The sequence below is a fragment of the Streptomyces sp. NPDC029216 genome (assembly GCF_040648015.1).
Classification (GTDB): Bacteria; Actinomycetota; Actinomycetes; order Streptomycetales; family Streptomycetaceae; genus Streptomyces.
Window position 1 is genome coordinate 1 of the sequence record NZ_JBEZWL010000141.1, and the last position, 19,109, is coordinate 19,109.

A 19,109-nucleotide genomic window follows, 5' to 3' on the forward strand; every position below is an offset into this window, starting at 1 on the left:
GGCGGCGGGACTGCCAGACGGCCGCCGCGCCCAGGGCGGCCACCGCCGCCACGCCCGCGACCAGGCCGGCCGAGGGGCCGGCGTGGCCGCCCGGGGAGGGTGCGGCGGAGGCGGGCGCCGAAGCCTGCGGCTCCGCGTCCGCGATCGGCTCGCCGCAGCCCGACTCCGGATAGCCCGAGATCGCGCACAGCAGCGCCGCGCCGTTGTAGCGCAGGGGCTTCGCCACCGACGCCAGGGCTTCGGCCGCCGTGGCGTCCGGGGCCACCTGGGCGCAGGCCGTGCGCGGGGCGTCCTGCGGCGGCGTCTCACCGGCGGGCGCGTCCCCGGGCACGCCGAAGTCGATGACCAGCGCCACCCGCTTCCTCCCCTCCACCGCGGCGGTGCCGCCGCAGACGGTCCCGAAGTCGGCGCCGGTACGCGGCTGGGCCGCCTCCGCCCCGGCGTCCTTGCTCACCGAGAAGCGGAAGCCGAGCGTGGTGCCGTCCGCGGGCCGTGCCGTCGACGGGCCCTGGGTCGCGTACCCCCACTTCCCGCCCGCGCCCTCCCAGAACGACCAGTAGCGATAGCTCGCCGCCAGTGCCGGAGAGGCCGCGAACAGGGTCAGCAGCAGGCCCAGGGCGGCCGACAGGCCGACGAGGCCCCGCGAACGGCGCCGGCTCACAGCTGGTTCTTCTTGCGGCGGCCGCTCAGCAGGATGCCGATGCCCATGCCGGCCGCGGCACCCGCGCCGATGATCCACCACAGGCTCTGGCCGCCGGAGCCGGTCTTGCCGGCCTTGTTCTCCACCTTCTGCGCCTCGGCGTCCGGCAGCTGCGGGGCCGGGCCCGTCGCGTTCAGCGCCGCCACCAGGTCGACGCCGCCGAAGGCCTTCGGGTCCGTGCCCGTCGCGTGGGCGGTCAGGATCAGGGTGGCCAGCGCGGCCGGGTTCCGGTTGGACCAGGAGGCCGAGTTGTTCTTCAGCCACTCCAGCGCGCCCGTCGCGGCCTGCCGGTGCCCGGCCGCGGCCAGGGCGATCACGGCGTCCGCGGTGTTGCCGGTGTCCGGGGTCGGCTGGTCGGCGCCCGGGGTGACCGCCGTCAGGTGGCCGTCCTTCTTCAGGGCCTCCGCCAGGTAGCCGGCCGCGCCCTGCGCCGCACCCGCCGGGTCGGCGGCGCCCGCCGGGCAGGCCAGCGCGGCGGCGGGGGTGTCCGAGGCGGCGGGCTCGACGAGCGTGCCCTTGCCCAGGCCCGCCAGGACGGCGGCGGCCGTGGCGTCGGCGTTGGCGGCGAGCTTGCCGTCGGCCGGCTGGTACCCGAAGGCACCCCGGTCGCCGGCGGGCTCGGCCGAGCAGCCCAGCTGGAAGGAGAGCAGGCCGTCGTACGCGGACTTGCCGGCCTTCGACTTCACGTCGGCCGGCTTCTCGCCCGCCACCGCGAGCGCGCTGATCACGATCGACGTGGAGCTGCCCTCGCTGGGCGAGCCGGGCACGTAGGCCCAGCCGCCGTCCTCGTTCTGGACGGACTTCAGCCAGTCCACGGCCTTCTTGACCTGCGCGTCCTTGCCGCCGAGCGCCTTCAGCGCCTGCACGGCCACGGCGGTGGCGTTCGTGTCGAACACGGTCGTCGTGTCACAGGCCTTCGTCGCGTCCGCGCGGAACGAGGCGAAGCCGCCGTTGGCGCACTGCTGGCCGGTCAGCCAGTCCACGGCCTGCGCGGCCGGCTTCTCGCCGACCGTCTGCTGGGCGAGCAGCGCGAAGGACTGGCGCCACACCCCGTCGTACGAGGGGTCGGCCTTGCCGAACAGGCCCGACGGGACCACCGGCGGCGCGGACGGGGAGGGCGGCGGCGTGTCGGCGAGGGCTGCGGGGGCGGCGCCCACGCAGAGCACGGCGGAAGCGGCGAGCGCGGCGGCGCTGCGGCGGACGTTCATGGCGGGGCGGGTGCCTCTCGTGCGGGGAGCGGGAGACGGGCACGCGCGGGCACCGGGCTCCGGCTCCGTTTACCTCGACGGTGCCGGCCGCCGGAGGCCCCGGCGGCACGAGCCGCGCACCTCCGCTACGGGGCATTCCGGCTCCCCGCCCCGCGTACTGCGGGCCGGGTCACGGTTGCGGGTCAGCGCCGGATTCGCACCGGCTTCCCCCCGTACGGAAGTGTGGACGACGGCCTCACTCTACCGGCCCGTAGCCCACGGGCCCCGGGGCACCGGGCCGTTCCCGCCACCGGCCGGCCCGCCACCCGGCGGCGCTCACGCCGCCCGGTACGCCACCGGGTCGGTGCCCGGGACCGCCTCCGCCCGGCCCTGCTTCACCAGCCGCCGCAGGTGCGCCTCCGCTTCCGAGACGGCGATGTTCCGGGAGCCGTACGGGATCTGCTCCCAGGGCCGGTTCCACTCCATCCGCTCCGCCAGCCCCCACGGGGTCAGCGGCTCGGCCCGCAGCAGCCGCCACAGCCCGGTCAGCCGCTCCTCGTGGTGCGCGAGGAGCTCCCGTACGCGGGCGGGCGCGTCGGTGAAGGCGTGCTGGTGGGCCGGGAGCACCTCGGCGGGCTCCAGGCGGCCGACGCGTTCGAGGGAGTCGAGGTAGTCGCCGAGCGGGTCGGTGACCCGGGTGTCCTCCGGCGCCTCGTACAGGCCGATGTGCGGGGAGATGCCGGGGAGGAGGTGGTCGCCGGAGAAGAGCCGGCCGTTGCCGGGGAGGTCCGCCGGGTGCCGCTCCTCCAGGTGCAGGCAGACGTGGCCGGGGGTGTGCCCGGGGGTCCAGATCGCCCGCAGCCGGCGCCCCGGCAGGGGCAGGGGCTCGCCGGGGACGATCTCCCGGTCGGGGACGGCGGCCCGCAGCCCGGGCAGGGTCCGCATCCGGCCGCTCGCCCGGGCCGCCCGCAGCGGCGCGACGTGCTCCTCGGGCGCCCCGGCGGCGGCCAGCTTCTCGCTCATGTAGTCGAACCAGACGCCCGGCTCGGCGGAGCGGGTCCGCAGCACGACCTCGGTGTCGGCGGCGTGCATGGCGATCCACGCCCCGGAGGCCTCCCGGACCTTGCCGGACAGTCCGTGGTGGTCGGGGTGGTGGTGGGTGATGACCACGCCGTGCACGTCGGCGACGGCCAGGCCGAGCGCGCCGAGGCCGGCGGTGAGGGCGTCCCAGGAGCCGGGGTCGTCCCAGCCGGTGTCGACGAGGACGGGGCCGGCGTCGGTGTCGAGGACGTGGACGAGGGTGTGCCCGAGGGGGTTGTCGGGGATGGGCACCTTGATGCCCCAGACACCCCCGCCGTGGTCGGTGACCTGTGAGATGACCTCTGACATGGGGGCTCCCTGGCTGACTGGTCCGGTCCGGCTGATGAGAACGCGTTCCAGTAGTAGCCCAAGTCGACTAGGCGGCGACAGTCCTGGCCGGGCGTCGGATGTTCGGCCGATGTTCCGTTGGGCTTCTGTCCGTTTGTGCGCACCGTGGACTCCTGGAACTAGAACTGGTATCAGTTCTGCGACATCGGTGAGATCGTGCGACGCAGGCCTGGAGGCATCGGACATGACCGAGCTCGTGGAACACGGACAACTGTTCATCGGCGGCGAATGGACGGATCCGCTGGGCACCGACACCATCCGCGTCGTCTCCCCCCACACCGAGCAGGTCATCGGCAGCGTCCCGCACGCCTCCGAGGCCGACGTCGACCGGGCCGTCGCCGCCGCCCGCAAGGCCTTCGACGAGGGACCCTGGCCCCGGCTCTCCCTGGACGAGCGCATCGCCGTCGTCTCCCGCATCAAGGACGCCATCACCGTCCGGCACGAGGAGATAGCCCGCTCCATCAGCTCCCAGAACGGCTCCCCGTACTCCTGGAGCGTCCTCGCCCAGGCCCTCGGCGCGATGATGGTCTACGACGCCGCCATCACCGTCGCCCGCGACTACCCCTACGAGGAACGCCGCCAGGGCGCCCTCGGCCCGATCCTCGTGCGCCGCGAACCGGTCGGGGTCGTCGCCGCCGTCATCCCGTGGAACGTCCCGCAGTTCGTGGCCGCCGCGAAGCTCGCGCCGGCACTGCTCACCGGCTCCTCGGTCATCCTCAAGCCCTCGCCCGAAGCCCCCCTGGACTCCTTCATCCTGGCCGACATCGCCCGGGAGGCCGGGCTGCCCGAGGGCGTGCTGTCGGTCCTGCCCGCCGACCGCGAGGTCAGCGAGTACCTGGTCGGACACCCCGGCATCGACAAGGTCGCCTTCACCGGCTCGGTCGCGGCCGGCAAGCGGGTCATGGAGGTCGCCGCCCGCAACCTGACCCGGGTCACCCTCGAACTCGGCGGCAAGTCCGCCGCCGTGATCCTGCCCGACGCGGACGTGCAGGCCGCCGTCGCCGGGATCGTCCCCGCCGCCTGGATGAACAACGGCCAGGCCTGCGTGGCCCAGACCCGGATCCTCGCCCCCCGCAGCCGCTACGGGGAGATCGCCGAGGCCCTCGCGGCGGCGGCCGGCGCCCTCGTCGTCGGCGACCCCCTCGACCCGGCGACCCAGCTCGGCCCCCTCGTCGCCAGGCGCCAGCAGCAGCGCTCCCTCGACTACATCCGCATCGGCCAGGAGGAGGGCGCCAAGATCCTCACCGGCGGCGGCCGCCCGGCGGGCCTGGAGCGTGGCTGGTACGTCGAACCCACCCTCTTCGGCGACGTCGACAACTCGATGCGGATCGCCCGGGAGGAGATCTTCGGCCCGGTGGTGTGCCTGATCCCGTACGGGGACGAGGCGGAGGCCGTACGGATCGCCAACGACTCGGAGTTCGGGCTCAGCGGCAGCGTCTGGACCGCCGACGTCGAGCACGGCGTCGACTTCGGGCGGCGCGTGCGCACCGGCACCTTCAACGTCAACACCTTCAGCCTGGACATGCTCGGCCCGTTCGGCGGCTACAAGAACAGCGGCGTGGGGCGGGAGTTCGGCCCGGAGGGGCTGAGTGAGTACCTGGAGCACAAGATGATCCACCTCCCGGCAGGCTCCTGATGGGCGACCGCTGGCAGGTCGAGGTGGACCGGGGGGTCTGCATCGGCTCGGGCATGTGCGTCAACCACGCCCCCGATGCCTTCACCCTGGACTCGGCCCGCCAGTCCCACCCCCGGGCGGCGGAGACGGACGCCAACGAACCCACCCTCACGGCGGCGGAGGGCTGCCCGGTGGAAGCCATCCTGATCACCCTGGCGGGGACGGGGGAGGCGGTGTTTCCGCCGGAGGAGTAGGGGGTGGGGCGGGGCGGGGTCGGGGGTGGGCGGGGCTGGTCGTGCTCAGGGCTGTGCCGGGTGGAGGAGTGCCTCCAGGGCCTCGCGGGCGGAGCAGGAATCGAAGAGGTGGAGGGACGGGCCCTGTTCGGAGGCCAGGACGGGGTAGTACTCCGGGATGTAGGAGAGGTCGCCCCAGGGCGCTTCGACGTGGGCGCGGACGAGGAGCCGGCCGGAGGCGGTGTGACGGATCCACGGGATGAGGAGGAAGTCGCCCAGCTTCGAGTCGATGTGGCCGGGGTTGCTCAGCGGTGCGGTTTCGGGGAGCAGTTCCACGGGGGAGGGAAGACCGTCACCGGGGCATTCCATGAGGCGGGCGGCGACGTTCAGGCGCACGCCCCATGTCTCCGCGATGACGGACATCTCCGCCCGGGTGGCCTCTCCGATGGGCACCCGGTGGTCGTGGAGGGCTCCGACCAGGAGGTCGATTCCCGCCTCCTGCTCACCGATCTCCCAGCAAACCCGTACTTCATGGGCGTCGGCCTCCGGCAGGAGGGCGGCGAAACGGTCCCAGACATCAGCTTCGTCGATCATCCCGCCAGCCTAAAACGGCGTGGTGTGCGGCCACTTGAGCTGGCAAGCTACGGCGGTGAACCGTGAACAGATATCCAGGCTCGCCCATACCGATCACCCGATCAAGTCCCCGATCGACGACGAGTCCGTAACGCGACTCCTGCAGCACGGCCTCCCGCGTGGCAACGAGCGGGTACTCGACCTCGGTTGCGGTGGTGGGGAATGGCTGCTGCGCGCCCTGGCGGCGCACCCGGAGCTCCACGCGGAGGGCGTCGACATCTCCGAGGGCGATCTGGCGACGGCGCGCGAGGCGTCGATCCGCCTGGGCGTGCAGGACCGCCTCGAACTCCACCGCCAGGAAGCCGAAGGCTTCTCCTCTCCCCATGCGTTCGACCTGGTGCTCTGCGTCGGCTCCACGCACGCCCTCGGCGGCCTGCTCCCCACGCTCGCGGCCGCACGCAAGTACCTGGCCCCCGGCGGACGGGTCCTCATCGGCGACGGGTTCTGGTCGGGTCAGCCCTCACCGGAAGCCGTCGAGATGATGGGGGAGGACGTCGCCGACCTGTCGACGACGGTGGACCGCATCGTCGCCGACGGCTGGACCCCCGTCCACGGCCACGTCAGCACGCGCCGCGAGCTGGACGACTACGAGTGGGCCTGCTGGGGCACCCTGGCCGGATGGGCCCTGGACCACCCCGCCGACCCGGACAGCTCCCAGGCCCTCGACTGGGCCACGACCCGCCGCTCCGAATGGCTGAGCACCTACAGGGACAGCTGGGGCTTCGTCAGCCTCGTCCTCCGCCCCACCGCAAACTAACCACGCCCAGGTCCGTGCCGTCCTTTTGGGGGTTTCCCGGCAGTCTTCGGCTTTTCGTGGTCCCGCCACGGAAGGACGATGAGACTGACGGGAAACCCCCAACCCTTCTCTGAGATCGCCCACCGAAACCCGGACCACCCCCGACCCCGCCCAGGGAACGGCAAAACCCCGCCCCCCGACAACACGATCAGGCCTTTCCCGGCCCCCGTGCCGGTCCCGTTCCCGGAGCCGTCAGGTCGATCAGGCGGCAGACCGTCTCGATGTCTATCTTCACCTGCGCGATCGATGCCCGGCCCGAGAGCCATGTGATCAGCGCCGAGTGCCAGGTGTGTTCGATGACGCGGACCGCCGAGAGCTGTTCGGCCGTCGGCGGGGCCTCCAGGCCCATCGCGTCCAGGATGATCGCCGTGGTCAGCCGGGAGACCGTGTCCACCTCCGGGCTGACGCTCCGGTCCGCGAACGTCAGGGCGCGGACCATGGCGTCCGCCAGGTGCGGTTCCCGCTGCAGGGCGCGGAACGCGCGCATCAGGGTTTCCGCGACCCGCTCCGCCGGCTCCTCGCCCGCCGGGGGGCGCTTGCGCAGGGTCGTGTGCATGTGCTGGAGCTGGTCCTGCATGGTGGCGACGAGCAGGTGCACCTTGGACGGGAAATAGCGGTAGAGGGTGCCGAGCGCGACCTGCGAGGACTCCGCGACCTCACGCATCTGCACCGCGTCGAAGCCGCCCCTGCTGGCCAGCTGGGCGCTCGCGTGCAGGATCCGGCGGCGGCGTGCCTCCTGGCGCTCCGTCAGGGGCGGGGACGCCGGGATGGAGGCCGGGATGGAGGCCGGGGTGGTCGCCGGTTTCGTGACGGCCTTCGCTTCCGCTGTCATGTGTCCCGTTCCTGGCGTTCCGTGTCGTTGCGGGGGCTGATTCCGGGATGGGCCCGAAGACAGCATGTCAGGCGACATCTCAGGCGTCCGAGCCGTGGCGCGAATCACCTGCTCCGCCTCTTACGGTGTGGTTTCCGGCCGGTAGATTCAATGGTCTTCGACGGATCAAGTCTGAAACTTGTTCTACATTATCCGAGCGGTTACGCTCCGGCGACAGTGCAGGGAGAAGGGGGCCGAGAGTGACCGCAGAGGCCATGGTGACGAGCCCTTTCGCGGGTTCCGCCACCGACGGCGACCGGCCGTTGCGCATCGCACTGCTCACCTATAAGGGGAACCCGTTCTGCGGCGGCCAGGGCGTCTACGTCCGCCACCTCTCGCGCGAGCTCGTGAAGCTCGGCCACTCCGTCGAGGTCATCGGCGCGCAGCCCTACCCGGTGCTCGACACCGGCGCCGCGCTCACCGAGCTGCCGAGCCTGGACCTCTACCGCAGCCCGGACCCGTTCCGCACTCCCAAGCGCGAGGAGTACCGGGACTGGATCGACGCCCTGGAGGTCGCCACCATGTGGACCGGTGGCTTCCCCGAGCCGCTGACCTTCTCCCTCCGCGCCCGGCGTCACCTCCAGGCCCGCGCGGGTGAGTTCGACGTCATCCACGACAACCAGACCCTCGGCTACGGCCTGCTCGGCGACCTCGGTGCACCGCTGGTGACGACCATCCACCACCCCATCACCGTCGACCGCAAGCTGGACCTGGCCGCCGCCAAGGACCGCAAGAAGCGGGCCTCCGTGCGCCGCTGGTACGCCTTCACGCGGATGCAGGGCCGCGTCGCCCGCCGCCTGCCCTCCGTCCTGACGGTCTCCGGCTCCTCCCGGCAGGAGATCGCCGAGCACCTGGGCGTCCGCGACGAGCGCATCCACGTCGTCCACATCGGCGCCGACACCGACCTCTGGTCGCCCGACCCCTCCGTGGCCGAGGTCCCCGGGCGGATCGTGACCACCTCCAGCGCCGACGTCCCGCTCAAGGGGCTCGTCCACCTCGTCGAGGCGCTCGCCAAGCTGCGCACCGAGCAGCCCGACGCGCACCTCGTCGTCGTCGGCAAGCGCGCCGAGAGCGGGCCCGTCGCCCGCGCGATCGAGAAGTACGACCTCCAGGACGCGGTGCGCTTCGTCAAGGGCATCACCGACGCCGAGCTCGTCGACCTCGTGCGCAGCGCCCAGGTCGCCTGCGTGCCCTCCCTCTACGAGGGCTTCTCGCTCCCCGCGGCCGAGGCCATGGCCACCGGCACCCCGCTCGTCGCCACCACCGGCGGGGCCATCCCCGAGGTGGCCGGCCCCGACGGGGAGACCTGCCTGGCCGTGCCGCCCGGTGACGCGGGGGCGCTGGCCGCGGCCCTGGGCCGGATGCTGGACGACGCCGGGCTGCGCGCCCGTCTCGGCGCGGCCGGACGGGAACGGGTGCTGGCCCGGTTCACCTGGGCCAGAGCCGCCGAGGGCACCGCCGCGCACTACCGGGCCGCGATCGAGCGTGCGGCCGCCGCCCGCACGGGCGGCGCCCGGTAGGCCCGCCGCGTCCGCCGGGCCGGACCCCGTAGCGGGACCCCGTATCCAACAACCCATGCGCAACACCCTTCACCCCCGTGACCGCGAAGGCAGGACCCCGTGCTGACCGTCGATTTCTCCCGGTTCCCGCTCGCCGCAGGCGACCGTGTGCTCGATCTGGGCTGCGGCGCAGGCCGGCACGCCTTCGAGTGCTACCGGCGCGGCGCCCAGGTCGTCGCCGTCGACCGCAACGGCGAGGAGATCCGCGAGGTCGCCAAGTGGTTCGCCGCCATGAAGGAGGCCGGTGAGGCCCCGGCGGGCGCCACCGCCACCGCCATGGAGGGCGACGCCCTGGCCCTGCCCTTCCCCGACGAGTCCTTCGACGTCGTCATCATCTCCGAGGTGATGGAGCACATCCCCGACGACAAGGGCGTCCTCGCCGAGATGGTGCGCGTGCTCAAGCCGGGCGGCCGCATAGCGATCACGGTCCCGCGCTACGGCCCGGAGAAGATCTGCTGGGCGCTGTCCGACGCCTACCACGAGGTCGAGGGCGGCCACATCCGCATCTACAAGGCGGACGAGCTGCTCGGCAAGATGGAGGCCGCGGGCCTCAAGCCGTACGGCACCCACCACGCGCACGGCCTGCACTCCCCGTACTGGTGGCTCAAGTGCGCCTTCGGCGTGGACAACGACAAGGCGCTGCCGGTCAAGGCGTACCACAAGCTCCTGGTCTGGGACATCATGAAGAAGCCCCTGGCCACCCGCCTCGCCGAGCAGGCCCTCAACCCGCTCATCGGCAAGAGCTTCGTGGCGTACGCGACCAAGCCCCACCTGCCCGTCGGCGCCGCCGGCTCCGCCCAGTGAGCTCGCCGGAGCGCACCGTTCCCGAACACCTCGTCCTGGACGGCGTCCTGACCGCCGAACAGGCGGCCGGGACGGTGGCCGGGATACTCGCCGTGCAGCGTCCGGACGGGGCCATACCGTGGTTCCGGGGCCACCACCTCGACCCGTGGGACCACACCGAGGCCGCGATGGCCCTGGACGCGGCCGGCGAGCACGAGGCGGCGGAGCGGGCCTACAACTGGCTGGCCCGCCACCAGAACCCGGACGGCTCCTGGTACGCGGCCTACGCGGACCGGCCCGACGGGGTGGACACCGACGAGCCGCAGGACGCGGGGCGGGAGTCCAACTTCGTCGCGTACATCGCCGTCGGCGTCTGGCACCACTACCTGGCCACCGGCGACGACACCTTCCTGGACCGGATGTGGCCCGCGGTCGTGGCGGCCGTCGAGTTCGTCCTCGGCCTCCAGCAGCCGGGCGGCGAGATCGGCTGGAAGCGGGAGGCGGACGGCACGGCCGTCACCGACGCCCTGCTGACCGGTTCCTCCTCCATCCACCAGGCGCTGCGCTGCGCCCTGGCCATCGCCGACCACCGCGGGGACCCGCAGCCGGACTGGGAGCTGGCGACGGGCGCGCTGGCGCACGCGATACGCCGGCACCCGGAGCGGTTCCTGGACAAGTCCCGCTACTCGATGGACTGGTACTACCCGGTGCTGGGCGGTGCCCTGTCGGGGGCGGAGGCCAAGGCGCGCGTCGAGGAGCGCTGGGACGAGTTCGTCGTCCCGGACCTGGGGGTGCGGTGCGTGCTGCCGAACCCGTGGGTGACGGGCGGGGAGTCCTGCGAGCTCGCGCTCACCCTGTGGGTGATGGGGGAGTCGGACCGGGCGCTGGAGATCCTGCGCTCGATCGGGCACCTGCGCGCCGAGAACGGCATGTACTGGACGGGTTACGTCTTCGAGGACCGGGCGGTGTGGCCGGTGGAGCAGACGACCTGGACGGCGGGCTCCCTGCTGCTGGCCGTGGCCGCGCTGGGCGGGGAGGCGGCGACGGGGGAGGTCTTCGGCGGGCTCGGCCTGCCGGCCGGCCTGGAGCCCGACTGCTGCCGCTGAGCCGCTGATCCGTCCCGGGTGACCGGCCCCGCCGGGCGGGTCGCCCGAACGGGTCGCCCGGGTGGTGGAGCCGGGGGCCCGGGGTGAGGCTGCGGGGGACACCTCAGTCCCCGGAGGCAACCGTGCGCGTACCCACCACCGTCCGATTCCGCCGCGCCGTGGCGGCCGTGGCCCTGTCCACCTCGCTGCTGGCCGGTGCCACGGCCTGCGGCACCGGCGGCGACCGGGGGCGGCGGGAGGAGGTCTCGTCGGCCGCGACGGCGGCGGAGCTGGCCGCCCTGGCGGTGGCGGAGCCGGAGGCGGCCGAGGCCGACGAGCTGGCCGCCGCGACGCCCGAGCCGAGCACCTCGGCGGAGCGGGAGAAGTTCGCCAAGACGCGGTTCGTCGCCAACGCCGGGCTCGCGGCGGGGGCCACGTACCAGTGGATCATCAAGCCGTACCGGGCGGGCAAGTTCAAGAAGGGCGCGAAGGGCCGGACGTTCGCGCTGATCAAGGCGGGTCTCGCGGGCGCGTTCGCGTACAACCGGCTGAAGGCGGCGGCCGACAACGCCAAGGGCGACCCGCTGCTGTCGAAGGCGATGGGTCCGCTGACGGCGGGCATCGACTCCCTGAAGAACCTGGGGAGCAAGCTCCGCAAGGGCGACGCGGGCGACGCCGACATCAGCTCCTTCGAGAACGTGATCAACGGCGTGAAGGACGCGGGCAAGAGCGCGGGCGCCCCGGTGACCGACCAGGTGCCCAGCGTTTCCCAGCTCGGCGGATAGCCCCAGACGCGCTCGCGCTCCAGTGACGGCGGCAGTGGCGGTGAAGCCTTTTCTGATCGCGGATCGCATGCCGGTCGTGAATCCATGCGACGGGCGGCCCAATGCCCCGGAATCCCGGCTTTTCGGCCCGCCCCGCCTACTCGTACCCCCGTGGGCGGCTTCGGGTGTTTCGGGCTGTTTGAATGGGGCGTGTGATCGAGTTCCTCTTCTTCGCCCTCGTCGCCGCCGGCACCGGCTGGCTGCTGCGCCGCAAGCACCGTCAGAGGGTGGCGGCCGGGCCGCCCGCGGGCGTCCCGGGCATGGCCCGGCGCCCGGCCGGCGAGGGCCGCTGGCGCGCGGGCCGGGTGTACGCCGAGGGGGGCGCGGCCCGCTGGCAGCCCGGCCGGGGTCCCGCCGTACCGCTGGCCGGCGCCCGGGAGGGCTCCGTCCGGGCCCCGTCCGTACGGGAGGGGCTCTCCATCAACCCGGGCTCGCGGATCGTGACCTGCGCGACGGCGGACGGCGGCCCGGACGTGGAGATCGCGGTGATGGCGCCGGACCTGCACGAGCTGCTGGCCGCCGTCCCGCCGGACACCCCCTAGGCGTTCAGCTCCGCCAGGACCCGCAGGGTGTGCGGGTCCGGGGCGGTGACGAGGAGGTCGGTGACCGGGCCCTTGCGCCACAGTTCCAGCCGTTCCGCGATCCGTTCGCGGGGGCCGATCAGGGAGATCTCGTCGGCGAACGCGTCCGGGACGGCGAGGACGGCCTCCTGTCTGCGTCCGGCGAGGAACAGCTCCTGGATGCGCCGGGCCTCGTCCCCGTATCCCATGCTGGCCATCAGGTCGGCGTGGAAGTTGCGGGCCGCGTGGCCCATGCCGCCGATGTAGAAGCCCAGCATCGCCTTGACCGGGAGCAGCCCCTCGGCGACGTCGTCGCAGACCTGAGCCCGGGCCATCGGCGCGATCATGAATCCCTCGGGGAGGTCGGTGAGGGAGGCCCGGTAGACGTCCGTGCGGGCCGGGGACCAGTACAGCGGCAGCCAGCCGTCCGCGATCCGGGTCGTCTGGGCGATGTTCTTGGGGCCCTCCGCGCCCAGCAGCAGCGGGAGGTCCGCGCGCAGCGGGTGGGTGATGGGCTTCAGGGGCTTGCCGAGGCCGGTGCCGTCCTCCCCGCGGTAGGGGTGGGAGTGGAAGCGGCCGTCCAGGGCGACCGGGCCCTCGCGGCGCAGCACCTGGCGGACGACGTCGACGTACTCGCGGGTGGCGGTGAGCGGGCTCGCGGGGAACGGGCGCCCGTACCAGCCCTCCACCACCTGCGGCCCGGACAGGCCCAGGCCCAGCATCATCCGGCCGCCGGAGAGGTGGTCCAGGGTGAGGGCGTGCATGGCGGTGGCGGTGGGGGTGCGGGCGGCCATCTGCGCGATCGCGGTGCCCAGGCGGATGCGGGAGGTGTGCGCGGCGATCCAGGTGAGCGGGGTGAAGGCGTCGGAGCCCCAGGCCTCGGCGGTCCACACCGAGTCGTAGCCCAGGCGTTCGGCCTCGGTGGCGAGGTCGAGGTGCGACGGGGCGGGGCCGCGGCCCCAGTAGCCGAGTGCGAGTCCGAGGCGCATGTACGGTCCCCTCCGCGATGCTTGATCTGACGGCGCGTCAGGTCATTCGTCGGGGCGACTGTAGGGCACGCGGGCCCCGCCGGGAAGTGCGACGGCCCCCCGCCCGTGAGGGGCGGGGGGCCGTTGTGCGCGGCGACGCGGCGGGGGGTCAGCCGCGCTGGATGCCCGAGGTGTCGTTCAGGACGCCGCGGCGGCCGTCCTGGGTCTGGGCGATCAGCGTGGACGGGCCGCGCTGGTCGACGGCCAGGTACCAGGTGCCCGGGGCGAGCTCCGCGATCGGGGTGGGGGAGCCGTCCTCGGCGAAGAGGGGCCGGGCCACCGGGACCGCGAACCAGAACGGCGTGAACTCCGCGGCCTGGAACCCGGCGCCGGCCGAGTCCTGCGGGGCGCCCCCGTACGGCGGGGCCGGCTGCGGGGTGGCCCCGTAGCCCTGCGGCTGCTGGCCGCCCGGGTAGCCGTAACCGGTGCCGGGCTGGCCCCCGTACGGCTGGGCGGTGACGGGCCTGGCCTCCGGCACCAGCGGCCCGGCGAGCGCGGGCACCTTCGCACCGGCGACGGCCACCCCGGCCAGGGCGAGCACGGCGAGGAACGCGAGGATGCAGCCGGCGCCCAGGTCGGCCCGCGTGGGGCTGGTGATCAGCGACCACAGGCCGTTCCAGGCGGCGGCCACGGCCAGGACCGTGCCCCAGGCCGTCAGGGTCAGGCCGCCGAGCTTGCGGCCCTCGGGCTGGAAGCGGGCCCCGATCAGCAGGCCCGCCGCGATGAAGCCGGTCAGGAAGATGGTCGGGAGGGCCAGCCCGTAGACATCGGTGTCCCACGCACTCGGGAGGTCAACGCCGGTGGCGGAATAGAAATCGAGGAACGAGGCGATGAACAGCAGCACCGCTGCTCCGATCACCACGCCGTCGCCTCGAGTGAGGGAGCGGATGTTCACGTCTCTGGTGTCCTTCTCGGTCTTGGCAGGGGGGCGGATCGGGCGCCCCCATGGTACGGAGGTTTCCGCGGCCGAGAGGACCGGGGTGGACCGGGGGCGGCGGGCCGACCCCGGGAGGACTACCCGCCGAGGAAGCCGGTGATGCCGTCCGCGATGCCCTGGGCCGCCTTCTGCCGCCACTCCGGACTCGTCAGCTGCGCCGCGTCCTTGTCGTCACGCATGTTGCCGCATTCGATGAACACCTTGGGCCGGGTCGAGAGGTTGAGCCCGCCCAGATCGTCGCGGACGACCAACCCGGTGCCGCTGCCGAGGTAGTTGGCGGGGGAGGAGCCGGTGGTGCGGGCGAAGTTGGAGGCGATGCGCTCGCCGAGGTCGCGGGAGGGGCCGACGATCTTCGCGGTGTCGGCCGCGCCGCCCTTGACCCGGGCCGGGAGGATGACGTGGAAGCCGCGGCTGCCGGCGGAGGCGCCGTCGGCGTGCACGGAGACGACGGCGTCGGCCGTGGCCTGGTTGCCGATCCGGGCCCGCTCGTCGATGCAGGGGCCCCAGGGGCGGTCGCCGTCGTGGGTCAGGAGCACCTTGGCGCCCTTGGCCTCCAGCAGGGCGCGCGTCCGGTGGGAGACGTCGAGGGAGAACTCGGCCTCCATGTAACCGGCGTTGGTGGTGGTGCCGGTGGTGTCGCACTCCTTGCGGTTGGTGCCGATGTCCACCTGCTGGTCGATCTCCCGGCCGTGCTTGAAGTTCCCGGTGTTGTGCCCGGGGTCGATGACGACGGTCCGGCCGGTCAGCGGGCCCTTGGCGGGGGCCGCCGCCTGCGGGGCGGGGGAGGCGTTCGTGCCCGGCGAGGTGCTGGGCTTGGCGTCCGCCGCGGCCGCCGGTGAGGAGGCGGCGAGCGGCGCCGCCGCGGGCTGCGGGGCGTCGGAGCCCGGGCCGGCCAGCACTTGGGTGAGCACCCAGCCCGCCAGGCAGGTCGGGGCCAGTGCCGCGAGCGCCACCGCGAGGGCGGGCCGGCGTGCGAACCAGGGCCGGTCGGGGTCGATGGAGGAGGCGGACTCGGGCGGCGGGGGGCTGTCGTCGTAGCGCACCTCGCGATGCTAGAACGCCCGGCCGGTGCCCGTACGCACACTGCGCCATCCGAGGGCGTGGTGTGATTGTCGGCCCGCGGTCCGGCCGGGCCGCGGGCGGATCGTGCCCGCGGGCGGACCCGGTCGCCTTCGCCCGGTCGCCTTCGCCCGGTCGCCTTCGTCTAGATGCCCTCGCCCGTGCGGCGCAGGACCCGGAGGGAGTCCGTCACGGAGACCTCCTCGAAGGCCCCCGAGGCCAGGGCGCGCAGGTAGATCCGGTACGGGGCCTGGCCGCCGTCGGCCGGGTCCGGGAACACGTCGTGGATGACCAGGGTGCCGCCGACCGCCAGGTGCGGGGCCCAGCCCTCGTAGTCGCCCGTGGCGTGCTCGTCGGTGTGGCCGCCGTCGATGAAGACGAAGCCGAGGCTGCCGCCCCAGGCCGCCGCGACCTGGGGGGAGCGGCCCACGACCGCGATGACGTGCTCCTCCAGGCCGGCCCGGTGCAGGGTGCGGCGGAAGGTGGGGAGGGTGTCCATCAGCCCGACCTCCGGGTCCACCACCGTCGGGTCGTGGTACTCCCAGCCGGGCTGCTGCTCCTCGCTGCCCCGGTGGTGGTCGACGGTGATCGCCGGGACCCCGGCCTCGCGGGCGGCGTCGGCCAGCAGGATCGTGGAGCGCCCGCAGTACGTGCCGACCTCCAGCAGCGGGAGCCCGAGCTCGGCCGCGGCGGAGGCGGCCCGGTGGAGCGCGAGGCCCTCGCCGACGGGCATGAACCCCTTGGCGGCCTCGAAGGCGGCGAGGGTCTCCGGCTTGGGGGTGGCGGCCATGGTTCCTCCGGCGGTGGTGGTGTGTGGCGGCCCATGCTGCCCTACCACCGGGTAGCCGACCATGCCGGGGCCCCTCCTGCCGGGAGCCCCGCGCCCGGCGTCAGCCCAGGTCGTAGTCGAAGGTGTAGGTGACGGACGGCTCCCCGTGCCGGGCGACGTAACCGCCGGTGCCGCGCAGGCCGGTCAGCTCGCCGGTGCCCGAACCCGGGACGACCTCGAAGGTGCAGTGCACGGAGCCGTCCTCGGCGAACGAGCCGCGCTCCTCCACCGCGAAGGTGCCCGCGCGCCCGTCGAGGCGCCCGGCCAGCAGCTCCATGCCGGCGAACGTGCCCGTCTTCGCCGTGACGTAGGCGATGGTGTACTCGCAGGTGGTGTCGGCGGCCTCGATGCCGCCGGAGAAGGAGTTGACGACCGAGGCGTGGGCGAGCTTCGGGACGACCCCGTCCGGGCTGATGGTGCGCTCCTCCCAGTCGGCGAAGGTGAACAGGCCGGTCGTCCGCTGCGCGGGCATGGGGGTCCTCTCGTCGGGCCACCGCACGGGCTCCTCCCGCGCGGTGTGTGATCAGCCTCGACGGCATACCTGCCATCTCCTGTCAGGTATGCCGCGACAATGGGCCGATGCGCGCCGACCGGCTCCTCTCCCTGCTCCTGCTGCTCCAGAACCGCGGCCGGATGACCGCCCCGGAACTCGCCGCCGAGCTGGAGGTGTCCGTCCGCACGGTGTACCGGGACGTCGAGGCGCTCGGCGCGTCCGGCGTGCCGGTCTGCGCCGACCGGGGGCCGGCGGGCGGCTTCCGGCTGATGGACGGCTACCGCACCCGGCTGACCGGGCTCACCGACGCCGAGGCCGGCTCCCTCTTCCTGGCGGGGGCGCCCGGGCCGGCCCGGGACCTGGGGCTGGGCGCGGTCCTGGCCACCGCGCAGCTGAAGCTGGAGGCCGCCCTGCCCGCCGCGCTGGCCGACCGGGCCCGGCTGGTGCAGGACCGCTTCCACCTGGACGCCCCGGCCTGGTTCCGGGACGCCGACCCCGTCCCGCACCTGGCGGCGGTGGCCCGGGCGGTGTGGGAGCAGCGCGCGGTGCGGGTGGAGTACCGGCGCTGGTCGGGCGAGCTGCGGGGGCGGGAGCTGCACCCGCTGGGCATCGTCCTCAAGGGCGGCATCTGGTACCTGGTCGCGGGGGCGGCCGGGAGCCTGCGCACGTACCGGGTGTCACGGCTGCTGGCGGTGGAGGAAACGGGGGCCTCCTTCGAGCGGCCGGCCGGATTCGACCTGGCCGCCCACTGGGCGGAGTCTGCCCGCCGTCTGGAGGCCGCCCTGCACCAGGACGTGGCGCGTCTGCGGATCTCCCCGCGCGGGCAGCGGCTGCTGCCCATGCAGTTCGGCGCGCCGGGGGTGCGGGCCCTGGAGGGGGCCGGGGCACCGGACGGGGACGGCTGGGTGGAGGTGGAGCTGCCGGTGGAGTCGCGGGCCGTCGCGGTCGGGGACCTGCTCCGGCTGGGCGTGGAGGCGGAGGTCCTGGGCCCGCCGGACCTGCGCACGGCGGTGGCGGAGGCGGTGACGGCACTGGCGGGCCGTTACGGGGAGCCGCCCGCACCCTGATCTCCCGTACGTCCACGGGGAGTTGGCGGGCCGTATGATCCCCGTGCCGGGGGCGGGCATGCCGCGCAGAGTGGCCGACGGCGGAGTGTCCGACGCGGTCGCGGGCCGGGACGAGGTGAGGGGGATCGCCGGCGCCGCGCCGGCGGCGGTCACGTCGGGCTGAGCCCGGTCACCCCCACCCTCGGGGCCGGACGCGGCGCTGGTTGCTCGTGCCGCAGCTCAGGCAGGCCAGCCAGTTCCGCAGGCCATCGTGACAGCCCGCGGCAGCCGGGCCCGCCGCGCGAGGCCCGGCCCGAAGAACACCCGTATCTGACCTTCCGTCAGAATGGAACGTGTTCTAGTCTGCCGCGCATGGGCATCGGAATCACGCAAGAACAGCGGGAGTTGGCCGACGCCGTACGCGGCTGGGTGGCGCGGGCCGTGCCGCCCGAGGCGGTGCGCAAGCTGCTCGACACCCCGCCCCGGGCCGGGGCGCGGCCCGGCTACTGGGACGGCATGTGCGCGCAGGGGCTGGTGACGCCCCATCTGGAGGGCGGGACCCTGCTGGACCTGGCCGTCGTCGTGGAGGAGGCCGCCCGGGCGGCGCTGCCCGGGGCGTTCCTGCCGGCCGCGCTGGCCTCCGTACTCCTGGACCGGGCGGGGGCCGAACCGCTCGACGGGCGGGTCGGGGCCGTCGCCCTGGGGGCCGGGGACGTCACCGCCGTCGCCGTCGAGGGCGGCGGGTGGCGGTTGGACGGGGTCGCCCCTCCGGTGCTCGGGGCCGCCGAGGCGGAACTGGTGCTGCTCGCCGCCGAAGGCGAGGGCGGGACCCGCTGGTTCGCCGTGGACGCCGCCGCGCTGGAGATCCGGCCGCACGAGAGCGCGGATCCGACCCGGCCCACCGCCGAGGTGCGGGCGCGCGCCGTCACCGTGCCGGCCGGCCGGCTCCTGACGCTGGACGAGGCCCTGGTACGGGACCTGGCCTGCGTGCTCTTCGCCGCCGACGCCTGCGGCACCGCCGCCTGGGCGGTGCACACGGCCGCCGAGTACGCCAAGACCCGCGAGCAGTTCGGCCGCCCCATCGGGAAGTTCCAGGGCGTCAAGCACCTGTGCGCCGACATGCTCGTCCGCCTCGAACAGGCCCGCGCCCTCGCCTGGGACGCCGCCAACAGCGCGGACGAGGAGCCCGACGTGCGTTCGCTCGTCGCCGCCCTCGCCGCCGGCACCGCCCTCGACGCCGCCTACTCCTGCGCCAAGGACTGCATCCAGATCCTCGGCGGCATCGGCTTCACCTGGGAGCATGACGCCCACATCCACCTGCGCCGCGCCCTCGTCGCCCGCCAGCTCCTGGGCCCCGGCGACAGCCACCGCCTGCGCGCCGTGCGCCTCGCGGCCGCCGGCGCCCGGCGCGAGCTGCGCCTGGACCTCCCGGAGCAGGCCGAG

20 protein-coding genes and 1 riboswitch are annotated in these 19,109 nt (G+C 74.1%); of the genes, 10 read left to right on the plus strand and 10 right to left on the minus strand.

What is annotated here, in order from left to right; all coding sequences use genetic code 11:
* From AB0F18_RS32265 to AB0F18_RS32275, 3 genes are all read right to left on the minus strand, one after another.
* A partial coding sequence (locus AB0F18_RS32265; RefSeq protein WP_362067064.1) for an SCO2322 family protein occupies nucleotides 1-661 on the minus strand: 661 nt, incomplete at its 3' end.
* Nucleotides 658-1,908, minus strand: a complete 1,251-nt coding sequence (locus tag AB0F18_RS32270) for a prenyltransferase/squalene oxidase repeat-containing protein (protein WP_362067066.1) — start codon at nucleotides 1,906-1,908, stop codon at nucleotides 658-660. The genes AB0F18_RS32270 and AB0F18_RS32265, both read right to left, overlap by 4 nt.
* A 130-nt stretch (nucleotides 1,909-2,038) precedes the next feature.
* A riboswitch (cobalamin riboswitch) is annotated at nucleotides 2,039-2,118 on the minus strand.
* A gap of 105 nt (nucleotides 2,119-2,223) precedes the next feature.
* Nucleotides 2,224-3,276, minus strand: a complete 1,053-nt coding sequence (locus AB0F18_RS32275; protein ID WP_362067068.1) for an MBL fold metallo-hydrolase — start codon at nucleotides 3,274-3,276, stop codon at nucleotides 2,224-2,226.
* Between the two features lie 223 nt (nucleotides 3,277-3,499).
* Between AB0F18_RS32275 and AB0F18_RS32280 the strand changes: the two genes are divergently transcribed.
* On the plus strand, nucleotides 3,500-4,951 hold the full coding sequence (locus tag AB0F18_RS32280) for an aldehyde dehydrogenase (protein WP_362067070.1): 1,452 nt from the start codon (nucleotides 3,500-3,502) through the stop codon (nucleotides 4,949-4,951).
* Nucleotides 4,951-5,184 carry a ferredoxin gene (locus tag AB0F18_RS32285; RefSeq protein WP_362067072.1) on the plus strand — a complete coding sequence of 78 codons (234 nt, stop codon included), beginning with the start codon at nucleotides 4,951-4,953 and terminating at the stop codon, nucleotides 5,182-5,184. The genes AB0F18_RS32280 and AB0F18_RS32285 overlap by 1 nt, the downstream gene beginning before the upstream one ends.
* 45 nt (nucleotides 5,185-5,229) lie before the next feature.
* Here AB0F18_RS32285 and AB0F18_RS32290 read toward each other — a convergent pair whose 3' ends face one another.
* Nucleotides 5,230-5,757 (minus strand): hypothetical protein, encoded by a 528-nt coding sequence (locus tag AB0F18_RS32290; protein ID WP_362067073.1) that lies wholly within the window; start codon nucleotides 5,755-5,757, stop codon nucleotides 5,230-5,232.
* 55 nt (nucleotides 5,758-5,812) lie between these two features.
* Here AB0F18_RS32290 and AB0F18_RS32295 point away from each other — a divergent pair, with 55 nt between their 5' ends.
* Nucleotides 5,813-6,553 (plus strand): class I SAM-dependent methyltransferase, encoded by a 741-nt coding sequence (locus AB0F18_RS32295; protein ID WP_362067074.1) that lies wholly within the window; start codon nucleotides 5,813-5,815, stop codon nucleotides 6,551-6,553.
* Nucleotides 6,554-6,740: 187 nt separating this feature from the next.
* Here the strand turns inward: AB0F18_RS32295 and AB0F18_RS32300 are convergent, their stop codons facing one another.
* Nucleotides 6,741-7,424, minus strand: a complete 684-nt coding sequence (locus tag AB0F18_RS32300; protein ID WP_362067076.1) for a TetR family transcriptional regulator — start codon at nucleotides 7,422-7,424, stop codon at nucleotides 6,741-6,743.
* 239 nt (nucleotides 7,425-7,663) lie between these two features.
* On the opposite strand from AB0F18_RS32300, the gene AB0F18_RS32305 reads away from it, so the two are divergent.
* The 5 genes from AB0F18_RS32305 to AB0F18_RS32325 all read left to right on the plus strand — a co-directional run bounded on the left by AB0F18_RS32305 (nucleotide 7,664) and on the right by AB0F18_RS32325 (nucleotide 12,256).
* Nucleotides 7,664-8,983, plus strand: a complete 1,320-nt coding sequence (locus tag AB0F18_RS32305; protein WP_362067078.1) for a glycosyltransferase family 4 protein — start codon at nucleotides 7,664-7,666, stop codon at nucleotides 8,981-8,983.
* A gap of 99 nt (nucleotides 8,984-9,082) precedes the next feature.
* Entirely contained in the window at nucleotides 9,083-9,826 is a 744-nt protein-coding gene (locus AB0F18_RS32310; protein ID WP_362067080.1) for a class I SAM-dependent methyltransferase, read from the plus strand.
* On the plus strand, nucleotides 9,823-10,911 hold the full coding sequence (locus AB0F18_RS32315) for a prenyltransferase/squalene oxidase repeat-containing protein (protein WP_362067082.1): 1,089 nt from the start codon (nucleotides 9,823-9,825) through the stop codon (nucleotides 10,909-10,911). Before AB0F18_RS32310 ends, AB0F18_RS32315 begins: the two co-directional genes overlap by 4 nt.
* Before the next feature lie 122 nt (nucleotides 10,912-11,033).
* Nucleotides 11,034-11,675: a hypothetical protein gene (locus tag AB0F18_RS32320; protein WP_362067084.1), complete on the plus strand. Its 642-nt coding sequence runs from the start codon at nucleotides 11,034-11,036 to the stop codon at nucleotides 11,673-11,675.
* Nucleotides 11,676-11,866: 191 nt separating this feature from the next.
* Nucleotides 11,867-12,256 (plus strand): hypothetical protein, encoded by a 390-nt coding sequence (locus AB0F18_RS32325; protein WP_362067086.1) that lies wholly within the window; start codon nucleotides 11,867-11,869, stop codon nucleotides 12,254-12,256.
* Here AB0F18_RS32325 and AB0F18_RS32330 read toward each other — a convergent pair.
* From AB0F18_RS32330 to AB0F18_RS32350, 5 genes are all read right to left on the minus strand, one after another.
* Nucleotides 12,253-13,263, minus strand: a complete 1,011-nt coding sequence (locus AB0F18_RS32330; protein ID WP_362067088.1) for an LLM class F420-dependent oxidoreductase — start codon at nucleotides 13,261-13,263, stop codon at nucleotides 12,253-12,255. The two genes, AB0F18_RS32325 and AB0F18_RS32330, sit on opposite strands and share 4 nt — an antisense overlap.
* Nucleotides 13,264-13,411: 148 nt before the next feature.
* Nucleotides 13,412-14,197: a hypothetical protein gene (locus AB0F18_RS32335; RefSeq protein ID WP_362067090.1), complete on the minus strand. Its 786-nt coding sequence runs from the start codon at nucleotides 14,195-14,197 to the stop codon at nucleotides 13,412-13,414.
* 119 nt (nucleotides 14,198-14,316) lie between these two features.
* Nucleotides 14,317-15,282 (minus strand): N-acetylmuramoyl-L-alanine amidase, encoded by a 966-nt coding sequence (locus AB0F18_RS32340; RefSeq protein WP_362067092.1) that lies wholly within the window; start codon nucleotides 15,280-15,282, stop codon nucleotides 14,317-14,319.
* A 161-nt stretch (nucleotides 15,283-15,443) separates the two neighbouring features.
* The gene (locus AB0F18_RS32345) at nucleotides 15,444-16,088 is read right to left on the minus strand and encodes a class I SAM-dependent methyltransferase (RefSeq protein ID WP_362067094.1); all 645 of its coding nucleotides are present in this window, start codon (nucleotides 16,086-16,088) and stop codon (nucleotides 15,444-15,446) included.
* A gap of 100 nt (nucleotides 16,089-16,188) precedes the next feature.
* The gene (locus AB0F18_RS32350) at nucleotides 16,189-16,599 is read right to left on the minus strand and encodes a DUF3224 domain-containing protein (protein ID WP_362067096.1); all 411 of its coding nucleotides are present in this window, start codon (nucleotides 16,597-16,599) and stop codon (nucleotides 16,189-16,191) included.
* A gap of 107 nt (nucleotides 16,600-16,706) precedes the next feature.
* Between AB0F18_RS32350 and AB0F18_RS32355 the strand changes: the two genes are divergently transcribed.
* Together AB0F18_RS32355 and AB0F18_RS32360 are read left to right on the plus strand one after the other, a co-directional pair.
* The gene (locus tag AB0F18_RS32355; protein WP_362067098.1) at nucleotides 16,707-17,687 is read left to right on the plus strand and encodes a WYL domain-containing protein; all 981 of its coding nucleotides are present in this window, start codon (nucleotides 16,707-16,709) and stop codon (nucleotides 17,685-17,687) included.
* Nucleotides 17,688-18,038: 351 nt separating this feature from the next.
* Nucleotides 18,039-19,109, plus strand: a 1,071-nt coding sequence (locus AB0F18_RS32360) for an acyl-CoA dehydrogenase (protein ID WP_362067100.1), incomplete at its 3' end; no start/stop codon positions are given.